This window comes from Streptomyces sp. NPDC059649 (genome assembly GCF_042734445.1).
Taxonomy (GTDB): domain Bacteria; phylum Actinomycetota; class Actinomycetes; order Streptomycetales; family Streptomycetaceae; genus Streptomyces.
Window position 1 is genome coordinate 129,485 of the sequence record NZ_JBHWDV010000008.1, and the last position, 15,826, is coordinate 145,310.

The window sequence follows — 15,826 nt, forward strand, 5'->3', positions numbered from 1 at the left end:
CGGGGTTCCTCACCTCGCATGACCCAGGCTTGCTGTGGCGGCCCGGTGCCAGGACGGGGCCGCGACCAGCGTGGTGGATCCTGCGCGGACGGCCGTCAGGATCCGTCGGCCGGGGCAACCGTCACGTGGGCTGCCTCATAGCCGACCTTGAGGCGGCTCGACTTGATTTTGACGGAGCGGATGGAGACATCGGTGAGGCAGCTCAGGTCGGTGACGTGTGTGCCACCGCAGAACTCCGTCGCGAGCCCCTCGATGGTGATCGTCCGCCGCCCGTCGCACTCACCGGAGCTGATCGGGAGGCCCTGCGCGATGGCCTTGGCCACTCCCTCCTGGACGGATTCGGCCAATTGTTCCTTGGCCACTTCCGCGCCCTCCAGCTCGTATTCGACCCGAGCCTGACCGGGAAAGTGGTTGCTGCCCACGTGCCGCACCCCGAAGGGGCGAATCAGCGCGTCGACCAGGTGACCCGCACTGTGGAGGGCGGCATGCAGGCGACGTTGTTCGGCGTCGATGGCCGCGGTGACCACTTGCCCCTCGGAGAATTCCAGCTGGTCGTTTCCGGATTCCAGGGCCAGGTCGACGTAGACCCAGCCCGATTCCGGGTCGCGGACGGGGGAGGCAGGAATATCGTCGACCCGGCCCCGATCGCTCGGCTGCCCTCCGCCCTGCGGGTGAAAAATGTTGTCCACCAGGGCAAGCCGAATTCCGGCGGCGCTCGCCGCGCAGCTCAGAATCCTGGTCTTGGCCTCGTAGGTGTACGTCTGGGTCAGATAGACGTTGTTCTGCGTGTCCACTGTGCGTCGGGTGCCTTCCATGCGGCTCACGGTGCGTTGCGAGAGAGTGCTCATGGTGCGCTACAGGAGAAGTTGAGGGGCAAGAATGGCGAATTATTTAAGCCCTGGTGCCGCCGGTCCGGGCCGCTCGGCCGGTCGGGCCGTTCTGTGATGGGACGGCGGCTCCTTCCTGTCCGGCCCGTCCGTGTGGACCGTCCCGGACTCTGCGGCCAGCGCGTCGGTGGCATCGTCGCGGACGGCCCGGCGTGGGCGGCGATTGATGAGTGCGACGCCCGTGATCCCGAGCACCCCGCCGACCAGCGCCAGGGGGGACGGCACCTCCCCCAGCCATACGTAGGCGACGACGAGGGCGACCGGTGGCACGAGGTACAGGGCCGCGGTGGACGAGGCGATGGAGAGCCGGGCGACCGCGTACCCCCACGCCACAAAGCCTACGGCGGAGGGGAAGAGTCCGAGAAAGACGGTGGACGCCAGCGACGCCGCCGACGCGGTCGCGAAGCCGTGCACCATCCAGGGGAGGAGGGGCAAGAGGAAGAGAGTCCCGGCCCACATCGCGTAACAGGCGACCTCCAGGCCGGTGTACCGGACCAGGAGGGGCTTGGTCGCGAAGTGGTAAACGCCCTGGACAACGGCCGCGGCGAGGACGACCCAGGCCGAGGCGGTGTATTCGGCGTGACCTCCGGCCACCGCGATCACCGCCGCGCCGACGATCGCCACCACGCTTCCGACGGCCTTCAGCCAGGTGATCCGCTCCCCCAGGAAGGCTGCCGCGAGCAGCACGCTGAACACCGGCGCGACGGCGATGAGCAGGCTCGCGGTGCCGGCGGGGACGTGCACCTCGCCCCAGTTCAGAAGAATTTGGTAGGCCGACATGCCGCTCGCACCGCACAGCACGATCATGGGCAGGTCGCGCCGGCGTGGGGTGCGTACACCGAGGAACGGTGCCGCGATCGCCAGGGCGACCGAGGCGACCATGAGGCGGGCCAGCGAGAGACCGGCGACACCGAAGCCTCCCAAGCCCACGCGAATGGCGGGGAAGGCCGATGCCCACGCGAAGACAGTGAGGGCCAGGGCCCAGATGGCTTTCGGGATCTTCACGAGCCCGATCGTGTCACCGACGCATGTATGGATCAAATGACCCAGACGTGAGTGAAGGGGTGTCGGGTTATTTCTGGCCACGCACCTTACGCTGACCGCTCGCACTCTTTTACGAAAAATCACCGGAACGTGTAATTCCGTTCCCGTTTTTACCGATAGGTTCGTACCCTTGCCTGAAGCATCCGGCCCGTATGGGGCCGTCGGCCGCAACTCGAACAAGCGAGGCAGGGCCCTTCTTATGGCTGATTTCGGCTTCACGCGGATTCTGATCTACGCGTTCAACTACGCCGACCGGATACTGCAGGAGGTGTCATACCTTCAGTACTCGGCGGAGCGGAGCCTTTGCTTCCTGTGGGACCTCCGCGACCCGACGGTGCGGGCTGTCGTCGTGACGTCGGAACCGGTCGATCCCTACACGCTTGAGTACCACTTCCGCGATGTTTTCCAGTTCGACGACCGCATGGTCGAAAGCGCCCGTGAGCGGCTGACCCTGCTGACGCCGAGCTCCGACCAGCCGCGCCCGCTCGATGACCTGGTCCTCGGCGAGGACCGGATCGTGGACGCGCTGCGGGGCGCCGCGCAGGAGAGTGCACGGACGTCCATCGTCCACTTCATGGCCTCCCACTCCCTCGACACGTTGGCCCGCAGGATCGGTGCCGATCTCGAAGAGGGCCACCGGTCGTTCGTCGCCCGCTGGGGGAGCAAGGCCGGCGGCAAGGAGATCCTCCTGCGCGCCGGTGTCGCGGTGCCCGACGGGCCGGCGGAGGAGCTGCGCAGCGAGGAGGCCGTGGTACGGGAAATCGAGCGGCTCGTCTCGGGCCCGCGCAGGGCGCGGCGCGTCATGGTGAAGCTGAGCCCGGACACGTATGCCGCGTCGATCGGCAATGTGCTGGTCGACTGCGGCAAGCTCAGCAGCACGGGGGACCTCCTCGCAGCGGCCGAGGTGATCCGGATGCCGTCCGACGACTTCTACCGGGAGCTCGCCAGCGGAGGGGCGATCGTGGAGGAGTTCCTCGACGACGTCACCTCGTCGCCCAGCGGGCTCGGGGACATCGGCGCGGACGGCACGGTCAGGTTCGTCGCCAGCCACGACCAGGTGCTGTCGGGCGGCCAGTACTGGGGGTGCCGGTTCCCGGCGGAGGAGCGGTGGCGGCCCGTCATCAGCGACGCGGTCCTGCGCACGGGTGCAGTGCTGGCCGAGCTCGGCCACCGGGGCACGTTCGGTATCGACTTCGTGGTCGCGGGAGAGCGCGGGCCGCTGGCGGTGGAGATCAACCTGCGCAAGGTCGGTCCCAGTCACGTGCTGAGGTATGCCGAGGCACTCGTCGGCACGGAGGTGGGGAACGACGGGCTGCTGCGGCGAAGCGACGGGCGGCCGATGTACTACGTGCACGGGCGGCTGCACGAACCGGAGGCGCTCGGCAGGATCGACCCGAGGACCGCTGTCGAGCGGCTGCGTGCGGAGGGGTTGCTCTACCACCCGGACAAGGGCGAGGGTGTGGCCCTGCATGTGCTGGGGGCCCTGAAGTCCTGTGGCTTCGTGGAGTTGACCGCCCTGGCGCCCACCTTCGAGGCCGCCGACGCGTACGGCAAGGCGGCGAGAGCATCCCTGTTGCGCGATTGAGGGCGCGTGCTCATGAAAGGGGAACCGCCCCAGGTGTACCGGGGCGGTTCCCCTTCCTCAGAGGGGGCGCAGGGCCTGCTCGAAGGTCTCCACGATGCGCTCCGGTTCCTCGGTGCCGACGGAGATCCGCAGCATGTCCCGGTGCAGTCCTCTGGCTCGCAGAGCGGCCCGGCCCTCCGGCGTCGAGAGCAGGTCGTAGTGCGCGATGAAGATCTGTGGTGACGCCATCGTGAACTCGGCCCCGAAACTGGGGCCCTTGGCAACCGCGAGGCGGTCATATACCTGCTCGAGCGGGACTTTGAGGTCCACCATGAGCAGGCCCCCCGGTGCGTCGGGCCGGCGTTCGACCTTGCGGTAGTTGCCCCGGGAAGCGGCGTCGTACGCCCAGCCGACGTGTCGGACCACTTTGTCGTGGCGGGCGAGACAGGCCGCGAGGGCAAGGGTGTTGGCGTTCACCCGGTCCATACGTTCCGCATAGCCGCGGATCCGGGCGGCAACCCGTGCCGTGTCGCGGTGGTAGGGCTCGTCGCCGTGGCGCCGCAGCTCGGTGCGGAGGTCCGGCCCGAAGGAAGAGGCCGGGTTGACCACGGCCGCGCCCATCAGGACGTCGGCCGATCCGGTGGCGTACTTGGTGAGGCTCTCGCAGACGACGTCGGCGTGCGGGAGCACCTCGACGTTGTAGGGGGTGGCGATCGTCGCGTCGACCACCAGCGCACAGCCGGCCCGGGTGGCGATCTCCCGCAGCGCCGGGATGTCCGGGGTGCGCAGGCTCGGATTGCTCGGAACCTCCGCGATGATGCCGGCGAGCTCCCCGGCGTGGGCATCGGCGGCGCGGGCGATCTCCGACAGGTCGAACGGGTCGGGGACCGTGGTGTGTTCGACGTCGATGACGCGCTTCTCCAACAGGCTCATGGTGTCGAAGAAGATCCAGCCGAGCTGGAGCCATCTGCGCCGGCCGTTCTCCCGCTGGATCCCGGAGACCGCGGCGAGGGCCGCCGCCACCGCGTTCATGCCGCTGTTGTGCAGCGATACGTCCGCGGCGTCGCGCACACCATAGGCCTGGGCGAGGACAGCCCGGACGGCTTCCGCGGGCGCTTCCTCCACCGCGGCCTCGGCTTGCCGGTTCTCGATCAGGCCGGCGTCGAGCAGGATGTCCTCCGCCTCGCGCGAGGACAGGTGGCTGCCCGTGTGCTGTACGTACGCACGGGCCCGTGCGGCCGAGGGGCCGTCGGCGGGGAGCCGCACCCCGTGCAGGCCGTTCCTCTCGATCACAGCTTCAGGGGTGAGGCCGGCGTACGTCGCGGCGGCCCCTGCGGCTCGTGCCGAGCGGGTCAGGAGGAGGCCGTTGGCCGGACCGATGCCGTCCTGAGCGAGGAGCTCCGCCACCCGTGTCACATACGGGTGGGTACGGAAGCGCGGGTAGCCCCAGGAGATGCGGCTCCGGGTAGCCGCGTCGCCCGACTCGTAGCCGATGACCGCAGCGACGTCGGGGATCGAGACGGACACCGAGTGGAGGGAGCCGGGGACGGGGCGGCCGACGGCGGTGTGCCGCAGGCTGCAGGCCGCCCCGAGCTCCCCGGATGCCTCGGTGGTCATACCTTGAGGCCCACGAGTTGCTGCACACCGTCCCAGTAGCGCTCCACGAGCCCGAGGAATTCGAAGGCCCCCTCCTCGAACTTCTCCCGGGTGGCCGGCGATCCCACATAGGGAGCGATCGCGTTGAAGACGGAGTTGCTGTGGCCCACCTCGACGTCGATGTGCAGTTGCCAGAAGTGGCGCAGGTCCTTGTCGTAGCCCTGATTGGCCAGGCCGTCATTGATCTTGGAGACCATGATGGACGACATGGTCTCGTCGGCGTACAGCGCGCCGAGAGCCTTGTGGATCGGCGATTCGGTGTAGAGGACCCGGATTCCGTCGTTCAGGCGCTTGGTGACCTCAAGCGGCTCGTAGCCGTCGAGGTGTTCCTTGTCGATTCCGATCCGGGCGAGGAAATCACCGAAAAGAACGGAGTGGGTCGGATCGCCGCCGACCTCGTCGGCCACGTTCAGGATGATTTCCCGGAGGATCATCTCGTCCCGGGTCTTGATCGCCATCCCGGTGATGTAGAAGGGGAGATGGCGGAAGAAGTAGTAGCACTCGCTGTACATGAGGCGTTCTTGCTCGGGGGTGAGCCGCGTGGTGCGGTAGGCGTTCAGGTACGGGTGCTCGACACCGCGGTGTCCGGCGATACGGACCAGCAAGCCGTCCAGGTATTCCTTGATTGCCGGGTCCTGGACGGCTATCCGGCGGCGGATCCCCGGTTCGACGTTGTCGAAGTGGTCCCGTAGCGCCGTGGCGGAGTCCGGGGTGTTCATCTCGGTCATGGCCGTCTCTCTTCGTGGGCGGGAATCGGTGTCGGGGACTTTCACTTCTTGATGGCGGACGCCGCCGAGACGTTGGCGTCGTCCCACCACCGGTCGTCCGCGTCGAGCTCGCGCTTCAGGTCCCGGTCACCTGCCCACGTCATGTTCAGGATGATGCGGGTGGCATCCTCGCGCAGCGGGATCGTGCGGTGCAGCGTGGTGTCGGTCCGCAGGAAGTACACGTCTCCCGAAGCGAAGTAGTAGGTGTTGATGGGGTTTTCGGCGAGGTAGTTGTTGATCCGCGGTGCGGCCTTGTCCCACGTGGTGTGGGGCACGCACTGGAGCAGGCCGCCGACGTCGATCGGCGGTGCCACGAGCACCCAGATGAGGGCGAAGCTGAAGTCGCCCCAGTGCCAGCCGTGCGTATCCCCGCGCTGTTCCTGGCGGGTGATCAGGTATTCCTCGTCGGCCTTCGGGCAGGGGTGCAGCTTCTCGCCGGCGAGGGCTTCCAGAGTGCGTATGAGCTCGGGGTTCGAGTAGATCGAGGTCACCAGTTCGCTGTTGGCCGCGATCATCTCGCTGGGCACCACGGACATCGAGCGGCGGGTATAGCCGGTGGTCTGAAGGCGTAAATCGCGTCGCTCGGCGTGCTTCTCAAGGAGGCGTTCCGCTTCGGTGCGCACCAGTTGACGTGTGTGCCCTTCGATCAGGTCGGTCACGGTGGCGATGCCGTACCGGTGGTAGTGGTGCGACAACCGGCGGATCTCGCTGCTGTCCAGCGGTGTGCATACGCTCGTGGGACCAAGTCCGTTACCGCTCACGAAGTGTCTCCGATGTTCGGCTGGTGAATGCGGGATCGGCTGCACTGATCAGAGGGGACGCCTGGTGGAAAGCGTGTTCAGGACCGTAAGTGCGCTTCCCGGCCCTGATCAACCACGCGATCACGGGAAGGTGTACGTTCCGGTCAACTCGTCCGGCAAACTCCATGCACTTATGGCAGGTTGGCGCAGGATGACAGGTGCCGCACGATGAAGTCGCGGGTGATCCACTGTCGGGGTATGGGCAGACGAGCGTTCGGGGCCGACAGGATGGATCTTCCCGGCCGCTCACCACGTCACCGCCCGATTAACGTGGCGTGAATCGCATGACGGCCATTTTCGACCTCTCGACGGTTCGACAACTACGTTCTACCGAGGGGGCATTGCTACGCTGCCCACTCGCGCGAATAATCAGCGGGACATATCGTGGTGCGTCCCAACGTCCATCAGGCTCCGCATTCCGGTAGTTGACGACCGCCCGGCCCCTTGCCCGATGGGCGCCGCCAATGTCCGGAGCCCGTACATTCCCGTGTGCGAAGACGCTGCTCTGCCTCGCCCTGCCCCAACCCCGGCACCCCAGTCTTGACATCGGATGTGGAGGCATGATGCCCAGCACAGCGCTCGACCCGAGTTTCTTTGCCGAGGACGTGTCCGCCTTCTCCAAGGAGCACATCACCGCTATCGCGACGGGCGAACTCGCCGCGGCCCGCATACCCGGCTTCTTCGACCGGGCCGGTCTCGACGGCATGACGTCCGTACTGCACCGTCTGCCCACCGTCGACTACTACCCGGTCCGGGTCGCCATGACGAGGTTCGGCCCGGCCCTCAACGACTACCGCACTCCCCAGGGTGTGTTGCAGGCGGATCGCTACTGGCCGGATGCCGAAGCCGCGGAGCGGATGTGGCGGGAGGCCGGCATGCATCCGGACCCGACCGCGGTGTCGCTGGACATGCTCGGCGAGGCATGGGGGGCGAAGGTGACGACCGCCACCATCGGTGGGCGGCCCGCCTTCGTGGGGATGATGCGCGAGATCAACGCGGGCACACTCCTGCACTACGACGACATCCACCTCGAGTACCCAGGTGGCCTCTTCGATCAGGAGATCGTCTCCCAGCTCACCTACAACGCCTACCTGGTGGTGCCGGAAGAGGGCGGCGGGACGAGCCTGTGGCAGCACCGCTGGGAGGCGTCCGACGACGTCCACCGTCAACGGTACGGGTACGCCCCCCGTGTGGTGGACGGCTGCCGGCGCCTCACCATTGCCCCCGGCCTGGGGGACGCCCTGCTGTTCAACCCGAACCACTACCACCGGGTGCTGCCGAACGGGGAGGGCCAGCGGCGGATCACGGTGACGTTCTTCCTCGGCCTCACCCCGGCCGGTGATCTGGTCGCCTGGTCCTGAATCCGCCCACCACACGGCCTGGAAGGAAACGGCGCCCGATGGACGTCATGACCGCGATCGTCACCCGCAGGAGCGAGAAGGTACTCGGCGAACCGGCCCCGAGCGACGAGGAGTTCGAGTACCTCCTCCGCGGCGCGGCCACAGCGCCCGATCACGGAAGGCTGCGCCCTTGGCGCTGGATACTGGTGCGCGGTGACGCACGCGCCGCTCTGGCTCGTACGCTGACCACAAGGGACCCCCGCGCCGTCGAGAAGGACCCCTCCAGCCTCCTGGAGCCGCCGCTGCGGGCGCTGCTGGTCTTCGCCCCCGTTCCGGGACACAAGATCCCCGAATGGGAGCAGCTCGCCGCCAGCTGCTCCATGACGCACGCGCTCATGATGCTGCTGCACGCCCGGGGCTACGGCAGCATCTGGCGCACCGGGCGGCTGTGCACCAGCCACGGCCTGCGCGGCCTGTTGCACATGGCGGACGGCGAACGATTACTGGGCTCCCTGGACATCGGTACGCCTCCGAAGGGTCCCCGGCAGCGCAGGCCGCTTCCGGACATCTCGGACCGGGTCTCCGTCTTCGAGGCCGTGCCCGCCGTGCGGGCAGCGGGCGGGCCCCGCGAAGTGGTCAGCGCGGAGTGAGCGGCGGACTTCTCGTGCCGGCCGGCGTGCTGCTGGCCACGGCCCTGGTCCTGGGGCGGCTGGCCGTACGCGTCGGCATGCCGGCGGTGGTCGGTGAACTGTGCGCGGGGATCCTGTTGGGCCCCTCGGTGCTCGGCCACGCCGTCCCCGCCCTGTCGTCCTGGCTGCCCCGCGCGGCAGTGCCGCACGGTCCCCTGGACTCGCTCGGACAGCTCGGCGTGGTGCTCCTGGTGGGCACCACCGGTATCGAGATCGATACGAAGATGCTGCGCCGCAGGAAAGCGGCGACCCTGACCGTAGGCACCACCGGCCTGCTCGTACCGCTGGGCCTGGGTGTGACGGCGGGGTTCCTGTTGCCGTCGTCGCTGGTCGCCGTGGGAAGCGGGCAGCCGGTGTTCGCCGCGTTCCTCGGCGTGGCGCTGTGCGTCAGCGCCATCCCCGTGATCGCCAAGATCCTCGCCGATATGCGCCTGCTTCATCGCACCGTGGGACAGCTCATTCTCGGGGCCGGCATGGTGGACGACGCCATCGGCTGGCTCCTGTTGTCGGTGGTGTCGGCCATGGCCAGCAGCCAGGTCCGGGCCGGCCACGTCCTCCTTTCCGTCGGGTACATGGCGGGCGTGGTGATCCTGGCACTGACCGTCGTCCGGCCCCTGGTGCGCCGGGCGCTGGCCATGGCGGAGCGGGCCGGCGATGCCGGCCCCACGATCGCCGTGGTCACGACGGTCCTCGTCCTGGGCGCCGCCGCCACGCAGTCACTCGGCCTCGAAGCGATGCTCGGAGCGTTCATCGGCGGCGTTCTCATCGGCTCCGGAAGCGACGTCGACCTCAGGAAGCTCGCTCCGCTGCGGGCGGTGGTCATGGCGGTGTTCGCCCCCCTGTTCTTCGCCACCGCGGGCCTGCACCTTGACCTGGCCGCCCTGGCCCATCCCGTGGTGGCACTCGCCGCAGGGGTGGTGCTGGCGATCGCCGTGCTCGGGAAGTTCGCCGGAGCGTTCCTCGGGGCGCTGCTCGCCCGGCTCGGGATGTGGGAAGCGGTGGCCATGGGTGCGGGGATGAACGCGCGCGGTGTCATCCAGATCGTCGTCGCCACGGCGGGGCTGCGCCTGGGCGTACTGACCACCGCCACGTACACCATCGTCGTCCTGGTCGCGGTCGTGACCTCGGTGATGGCTCCCCCCGTCCTGCGTGTCGCGATGCACAGGATCGAACAAACCGAGGAAGAGGAGCTGCGCCGCCGCGACCTCGCCGCGTTCTCCGAACCGAGCATCGAGGGCCCGCCTCCACAACGGCAGTGACCGGGCTGAGCCGGTTCTTTGCCGCGTAACCATCTGCGCAGGTCGGGACTGTCATATGCCTTATCGGCGTGCAGCCACTGAGGCTTGAAGCGGCGACCGCGGTGGGGGTCGTGTCTCGATTGGTGACCGGCCACCATCGGCTTCAGACCTTCGCTGTCATGGACGTTGGCGGCCGAGGTGCCGACGACCTGGCGCCGCACCAGATTCCACGCCAGCTCGTCCGCCGGAACGGTCGTGGGCTCCGATTCGTCGTACCTGCCCGCTCTTCGTTGTTGGTCTGAGCCGTGCCCGTGACGGGTTCAGGTGCGGTATCCACCGGGCGACGTAGGTGCCGTGGTACCACGGTGCCGTCCCCCGGCACCGGATCCGTACCGCGGTGCCGCCGAGGTCTGGCCGGGTGTCCCTAGGGTTCGAAGCAGGTCGTGGGCAATGCCTTCGACCCCCGAGTCCCCGGACACCACCACGGGGCCTGCAACAAGACCCGAGCGCACCCCAAGGACGCAGACATGATCGAAATCCGGCGGCTGGTCAAGCGGTACGGCGGCAAGACCGCCGTGGACGGCCTGGACTTTACCGTGAAGCCCGGCGCGGTCACTGGCTTTCTGGGCCCCAACGGCGCCGGCAAGTCCACCACGATGCGCATGATCGTTGGATTGGATGCACCCACCAGCGGGTCAGCGACCATCAACGGCCGCGCCTACGCACAGCACCGCGCTCCGATCCAGGAGGTCGGTGTCCTGCTGGAAGCCAAGTCCATTCACCCGGGCCGCTCCGCTTTCAACCATCTCAACGCGCTGGCTCTCACCCACGGTATCCCGCGCCGTCGCGTGGAGGAGGTCGTCGAGCTCGTCGGGCTGGAACAGGTGGCTCGCAAGCGGGCCGGTGCATTCTCCCTGGGCATGGGCCAGCGCCTGGGAATCGCCTCGGCCCTGCTGGGCGACCCGCAGACGGTGATGCTCGACGAGCCCGTCAACGGTCTCGACCCGGAGGGTGTGCTGTGGATCCGCAACCTTCTCACCGGGCTCGCCGCCGAAGGCCGCACCGTCATGCTCTCCTCACACCTGATGAGTGAGATGGCACTGACCGCCACCAACCTGATCGTCGTCGGCCGGGGCAAGCTCCTGGCCGACACCACGATCGAGCAGTTCGTCCAGGATGCGGGCGGGCACGGCGTGAAGGTTGCAAGCTCCGACCCCGCCCGGCTGCGCGAGCTGCTGCTCGGCCCGGACGTGGACATCACCGGTGCCGTGGGCTCCGAGGAACTGCAGGTCACCGGCCTGACGGCCCGCGAGATCGGTGCGACGGCCGCCGACCACGGCATCGCCGTGTACGAGCTCACCGAGCAGTCCCCCTCCCTGGAGGAGGCATTCATGGCTCTGACCGGCGACTCCGTCGAGTACCACGGGGCAACCGGCGCCACCACCCCTGCCACCGTCCGGAGCATCGCATGAGCACCACCACACCCACCTCCAACTCCGCCCCCAGCCAGCCCAAACCCCGCCCCGTCTACAAGCTCACCGCACGGCGGGTGCTGCGTTCAGAATGGGCCAAGCTCTGGTCCCTGCGTTCCACATGGATCACCTTGGGCGTCGCCCTGCTGGTCCTCGTCGCCTTCGGTCTGATCGCGGCAGCAACCTACTCCCCGTCCACCGGCACCACGAGCATGGGAGGACCCCCAGGATCGGGAACGGGCAGCCAGGATGCCATCAGCATCGCCCTGACCGGCGGCAAGTTCGCCCAGCTGGCACTCGGCGTTCTCGGCGTGCTCATCACCGCCGGCGAATACTCCACGGGCATGATCCGCTCCACCCTGACCGCGGTGCCCAAGCGGCTCCCGGTGCTGTGGTCGAAGGTCATGACCTTCGGCGTGGTGGCCCTCGTGGTCGGCACCGTAGGCTCCATCTCTGCCTTCCTCAGCGGCACCGGGTTCCTGCACGGCGAGACGATCTCGCTCACACTGTCCTCCGCCGGCGTCCTGCGCAGCCTGCTCGGCGCGGGGGTCTTCTTCGCCCTGGTAGGCGTCATGGGCGTGGCCTTGGGCGCGCTCTTCCGCTCCGTCGCCGGCGGCATCAGCGTCCTGGTCGCCGGACTGCTGCTGCTGCCGGCACTCACCGACCTGCTGCCCAGCTCACTGAAGGACGACATCAGCTCCTATCTGCCCGGCAACGCGGGCAGCTCCATCTACGCACTGCACCAGGCCAGCGACACCCTCAGCCCCGGTGCCGGACTCGCCGTCTTCGCCGGATGGACCGTCCTGACCGTGGTCGGCGCCGCGTACCGGCTGGCCCGCACCGACGCCTGAGACAACCCGGACCGCCGCGCAGTGGGCTACGGGGGGACGGCGCGACCATGGACACGTGCCCACCTTCAAGAACCAAGGAAACCCGTCGTGACGTCACCCCGTACCCCACCCGGCACACCGCCGCCCCCGGATTCTGCTGGGGAATTCCCCCGGGTGGGCCCGTGGCCGGCCCCGGCCCCGGGCCCGTGGCCGGGGCCGGTACGCCGACTGCACCACGCGGCTCAGGTCCATCCGTGGTTGCTGGACGCCCTCCTCGCAGCGGGTGTCCTCGCCGTCGGCGCCGTCGGCTGGAGCCAGAGGCCGCACGCACTCGACAGCGGAGCGTATGCCGACGCGGCGTTCGTTTTGACGACCATCGCCGTCCAGTCCGCCGCGCTGGCCTGGCGCCGCCGGGCGCCGCAGCTCGTCTTCGTGGTCGTGCTCGCGGTCTGCGTCGTGCAGTGGTCGCTGCGTGTGATCGTGCCCAGCGACATCGCCATGATGATCTCGTTGTACGCCGTGGCACGCTATGCGGAACGGCGCCTGCTTCCCTGGGCCATCGCCGCCACCCTGGCCAGCCTGCCCGTGGCCGCCTTCCGCGCGACGCCGCTGCAGCACCAGCCACTGCTCGGTTTGTTCTTCCTGACCACCGCGGCCACCGCGGGGGCCACCCTGGGCCTGGTAGCGCGAAACCGCCAGGTCCAGCTCGCAGCCCTCGCCGACCGGGCCACCCACCTGGAGCTCGAACGTGAGCAGCGCGTCCGGCTGGCCACCCTGGCCGAACGGGCCCGCGTCTCGCGCGAGATGCACGACATCGTCGGGCACAGTCTGGCCATCATCGTCGGACTCGCCGACGGTGGAGCCATCCAGGTCGCAGCCAACCCCGAGCGCGGCGCGCAGGCCCTGCACATCATCGCCGACACCGCGCGCCAGGCACTCACCGAACTGCGGCGCACCCTCGGTGCCCTGCGGGAGCGGCCGCTGACGGGGACCGGAGACGAGGAGCCGGAGCTGAGCCCCCAACCCGGTGCCGCTGACCTGGCCCGGTTGCTCGACCGTGTCCGCGCCGCAGGACCCCGGGTCGGCTACCGCACCGCGGGCGACCTCTCCGTCCAGGCTCCGGGCGTCCAGCTCGCGGTGTACCGAATCATCCAGGAGGCGCTGACCAACAGCCTCAAACACGCAGGCGCCCACACCACTGTGAGCGTCACCCTCGAGATCGACGACCGGGAGATCCGGGTCGCCGTCGAGGACACCGGCCCACCGCAGGACTCGCCCGCCAGCCACCGGGACACGAGTGAAGGCCAGGGACTGGTCGGCATCCACGAACGCGCGGCTCTGGCCAGCGGCACCGCCCACACCGGCCCCCGCCCGGACGGAGGCTGGACCGTACGAGCCGTGCTACCACTGTCACCGAACAAGGAACAGCCATGACCACCGTCCTGATCGTCGACGACCAGCCCCTGCAACGGCTGGGCTTCCGCATGCTGCTGGACGGCACCCCCGAAGTCACCGTGGTCGGCGAAACCGACCACGGCGCCGACGCCGTACGCCAGACCGCCGAGCTGCGACCCGACGTCGTCCTCATGGACATCCGGATGCCCGGCTTGAACGGCATCGAGGCAACCCGCCGCATCGTCGCCGCCGGCGACCGCTCCCGAGTCCTCGTCCTCACCACCTTCGACCTGGACGAATACGTCTACAGCGCTCTTCGGGCGGGAGCCAGCGGCTTCCTGCTCAAAGACGCCCGGCCAGACGAACTACTCGCAGGCATCCGCGCCGTGGCAGCCGGCGACGCGGTGGTCGCACCCGCCCTGACACGCCGTCTGCTCAACACCTTCACCCCCCACCTGCCTGCCAGCCCCGCACAAACCGAGAACGCCCCCCTCCTGAGCGCCCTCACCGAACGCGAGCACGAAGTCCTGCTCGCCCTCGCCACCGGCCTGACCAACAGTGAAATCGCCGACCACCTCCACCTGGCTGAATCCACCGTCAAGACCCACGTCAGCCGCCTGCTCACAAAGATCGGTGCACGGGACCGCGTCCACGCAGTGATCATGGCCTACGACGCCGGACTCGTACGCGCCGGCAACTGATTGTGATGATGTTCCTGATGACGCCGCCGGTGGGTCCGACCCGCCAACTGACTGACACCTCGACTGGTTTGCGATTTGTCGGCCTACCGGGGGTCACCACGCACGCGGCCGGACGGGCGCTTGTGACCTCATAGCGCCTCTGTGCGTCAAGCGGCTGTGGCGCGGCGCGTGTGATGGTCTCGCTTCATGATCCGGTAGACCACGTTGGACAGGCGCTTAGACCATGTCCTACATGGCGAGTTTGAGGAGTCGCTTGTGGCAGCAGATGGCGGCTGCCAGTCCGAGAAAGGCCAGGTAGTTGCCCGGTTTTCGCTCCGAGCTGCAGTCCAAGCACCCCCACACAGCAGGCGTGCGGGAGCTGGTGGCAGCCTCGGGGATGCAACAGGTCTCACCACGCTGAAGGCCTCATTCAAACTCACGGCACAGTGCCCGAGGCCCTTGTCGGCGCCAGGAGGTCGCACTGTCCCCAGACCTGCTGCGCCGGCTGGAAGATGACCACGCGTTCTTGCAGCCACCCCGCGACGGCGCGCAGGGCTTTGACCTCTGCTCGCTCGGCGTACCCGAGTCGGTGTACCTGCACGAGCGCACCGGCGGCTGCTTGAAGCTGCTGTCCCAACTCATCTGGCAGGCACCCATTGCGGCCATCGATCACGGCATCGAAGACATCACGAAGGCCTGCTGGAGGACATCGGCATTGGCGGCCGATCGGGACTCATGCAGCCAGCGCAGGGGGTGCGCCGAAGACCTCTTCGAAGGGGTGTGCTCGTTGTGTGGCGACCAGGATCCACGCTCCGCTGCGGTGAGGCCGCTGCCGGTGTTGTCGGTTCCGCACCTGCGGGGGTAGTTCCCGAGTGCTGCGTCCCGGGCGGCGTACCTGCAGCGCAGCCAGCTGCGGTCCCTCGTCACCGCCCTGCTCCTGGCCCAGCCGCACTCGCACACGGCCGAGCTGCGCCATGGTCCTCCACCCGGCCACCCGCGTGCGGTGCGCGCAGCCCTCGCGTTCATCGAGGCGAACCTCGCCGAACACATCAGCCTCAGTGACATCGCTCAGGCCGCCCACTGCAGCCCTCGCACCCTCAGCTCGGCGTTCCACAACCGGCTCGGCGTCTCGCCCCCGTCCTACGTCCGCAATCTGCGGCTCGACCGGATCCGTGCGGACATCCTCGCCTCCACCGACCCCATCGGCACGATCGCCTACCGGTGGGGCGTCTCCCACCTCGGCCGATTCGCGAGCGCATATCGCGACCGCTTCGCCGAACTCCCCTCCGGCACCGCAGCCCGAAGGTAACCCCAGCGGTATCCGCAGCCTCCTGCGGAACGAAGCAAACCTGTGGGCGCGGGGGGCGGCGGGCCGGGCACGACGGCGCCCGGCCCCCCCCGGTGCATGAAGGGAAAACGAAACACCCGACACGCACGCACGACGTTGTGAGGATAGGCGAGTGG

The 15,826-nt window shown here is 68.5% G+C and carries 15 protein-coding genes and 1 pseudogene; 10 read left to right on the forward strand and 6 right to left on the reverse strand.

The genetic code is table 11. From position 1 onward, the window contains the following. Positions 1–95: 95 nt before the first annotated feature. Both ACFV1J_RS13095 and ACFV1J_RS13100 read right to left on the reverse strand, forming a co-directional pair. On the reverse strand, positions 96–815 hold the full coding sequence (locus ACFV1J_RS13095) for an alanyl-tRNA synthetase (RefSeq protein ID WP_385857390.1): 720 nt from the start codon (positions 813–815) through the stop codon (positions 96–98). A gap of 72 nt (positions 816–887) precedes the next feature. Continuing rightward, a complete protein-coding gene (locus ACFV1J_RS13100) occupies positions 888–1,892 on the reverse strand; it encodes a DMT family transporter (RefSeq protein ID WP_385857391.1) in 1,005 nt (334 codons plus the stop codon). Between the two features lie 238 nt (positions 1,893–2,130). Between ACFV1J_RS13100 and besA the strand changes: the two genes are divergently transcribed. Next, on the forward strand, positions 2,131–3,516 hold the full coding sequence (gene besA / locus ACFV1J_RS13105; RefSeq protein ID WP_385857392.1) for an L-propargylglycine--L-glutamate ligase BesA: 1,386 nt from the start codon (positions 2,131–2,133) through the stop codon (positions 3,514–3,516). Between the two features lie 57 nt (positions 3,517–3,573). Here the strand turns inward: besA and besB are convergent, their stop codons facing one another. The 3 genes from besB to besD are packed head-to-tail and all read right to left on the reverse strand — an operon-like array spanning position 3,574 to position 6,679. Further along, entirely contained in the window at positions 3,574–5,112 is a 1,539-nt protein-coding gene (gene besB / locus ACFV1J_RS13110; protein WP_385857393.1) for an L-2-amino-4-chloropent-4-enoate dechlorinase/desaturase BesB, read from the reverse strand. Further along, positions 5,109–5,879, reverse strand: a complete 771-nt coding sequence (gene besC, locus ACFV1J_RS13115) for a 4-chloro-allylglycine synthase BesC (protein WP_385857394.1) — start codon at positions 5,877–5,879, stop codon at positions 5,109–5,111. The genes besB and besC overlap by 4 nt, the downstream gene beginning before the upstream one ends. 41 nt (positions 5,880–5,920) lie before the next feature. Next, entirely contained in the window at positions 5,921–6,679 is a 759-nt protein-coding gene (besD, locus tag ACFV1J_RS13120) for an L-lysine 4-chlorinase BesD (RefSeq protein ID WP_385857395.1), read from the reverse strand. Positions 6,680–7,278: 599 nt separating this feature from the next. Between besD and ACFV1J_RS13125 the strand changes: the two genes are divergently transcribed. From ACFV1J_RS13125 to ACFV1J_RS13135, 3 genes are read left to right on the forward strand one after another with little or no spacing between them, the layout of a single operon-like run. Beyond that, positions 7,279–8,079 carry a 2OG-Fe(II) oxygenase family protein gene (locus tag ACFV1J_RS13125; RefSeq protein ID WP_385857396.1) on the forward strand — a complete coding sequence of 267 codons (801 nt, stop codon included), beginning with the start codon at positions 7,279–7,281 and terminating at the stop codon, positions 8,077–8,079. Between the two features lie 38 nt (positions 8,080–8,117). Next, positions 8,118–8,708, forward strand: a complete 591-nt coding sequence (locus tag ACFV1J_RS13130; protein ID WP_385857397.1) for a nitroreductase — start codon at positions 8,118–8,120, stop codon at positions 8,706–8,708. Further along, on the forward strand, positions 8,705–10,006 hold the full coding sequence (locus ACFV1J_RS13135; protein ID WP_385857398.1) for a cation:proton antiporter: 1,302 nt from the start codon (positions 8,705–8,707) through the stop codon (positions 10,004–10,006). Before ACFV1J_RS13130 ends, ACFV1J_RS13135 begins: the two co-directional genes overlap by 4 nt. Here ACFV1J_RS13135 and ACFV1J_RS13140 read toward each other — a convergent pair. After that, positions 9,940–10,194: pseudogene (locus ACFV1J_RS13140) on the reverse strand (transposase); the annotation flags it as partial. The gene ACFV1J_RS13135 and the pseudogene ACFV1J_RS13140 overlap by 67 nt on opposite strands. Before the next feature lie 318 nt (positions 10,195–10,512). Between ACFV1J_RS13140 and ACFV1J_RS13145 the strand changes: the two are divergent. The 6 genes from ACFV1J_RS13145 (at position 10,513) to ACFV1J_RS13170 (ending at position 15,671) form a co-directional block, all read left to right on the forward strand. Then, positions 10,513–11,457 carry an ABC transporter ATP-binding protein gene (locus ACFV1J_RS13145; RefSeq protein WP_385857399.1) on the forward strand — a complete coding sequence of 315 codons (945 nt, stop codon included), beginning with the start codon at positions 10,513–10,515 and terminating at the stop codon, positions 11,455–11,457. Further along, complete coding sequence (locus ACFV1J_RS13150; protein WP_385857400.1) at positions 11,454–12,308, forward strand: ABC transporter permease; 855 nt, start codon at positions 11,454–11,456, stop codon at positions 12,306–12,308. The genes ACFV1J_RS13145 and ACFV1J_RS13150 overlap by 4 nt, the downstream gene beginning before the upstream one ends. 237 nt (positions 12,309–12,545) lie before the next feature. After that, positions 12,546–13,721, forward strand: coding sequence for a sensor histidine kinase (locus tag ACFV1J_RS13155; RefSeq protein WP_385857401.1), 1,176 nt, complete (start codon positions 12,546–12,548; stop codon positions 13,719–13,721). After that, positions 13,718–14,383, forward strand: a complete 666-nt coding sequence (locus ACFV1J_RS13160) for a response regulator (RefSeq protein ID WP_385857402.1) — start codon at positions 13,718–13,720, stop codon at positions 14,381–14,383. Before ACFV1J_RS13155 ends, ACFV1J_RS13160 begins: the two co-directional genes overlap by 4 nt. Before the next feature lie 505 nt (positions 14,384–14,888). Next, on the forward strand, positions 14,889–15,227 hold the full coding sequence (locus ACFV1J_RS13165; protein ID WP_385857403.1) for a hypothetical protein: 339 nt from the start codon (positions 14,889–14,891) through the stop codon (positions 15,225–15,227). 138 nt (positions 15,228–15,365) lie between these two features. Then, the gene (locus ACFV1J_RS13170) at positions 15,366–15,671 is read left to right on the forward strand and encodes a helix-turn-helix transcriptional regulator (RefSeq protein ID WP_385857404.1); all 306 of its coding nucleotides are present in this window, start codon (positions 15,366–15,368) and stop codon (positions 15,669–15,671) included. Positions 15,672–15,826: the final 155 nt, after the last annotated feature.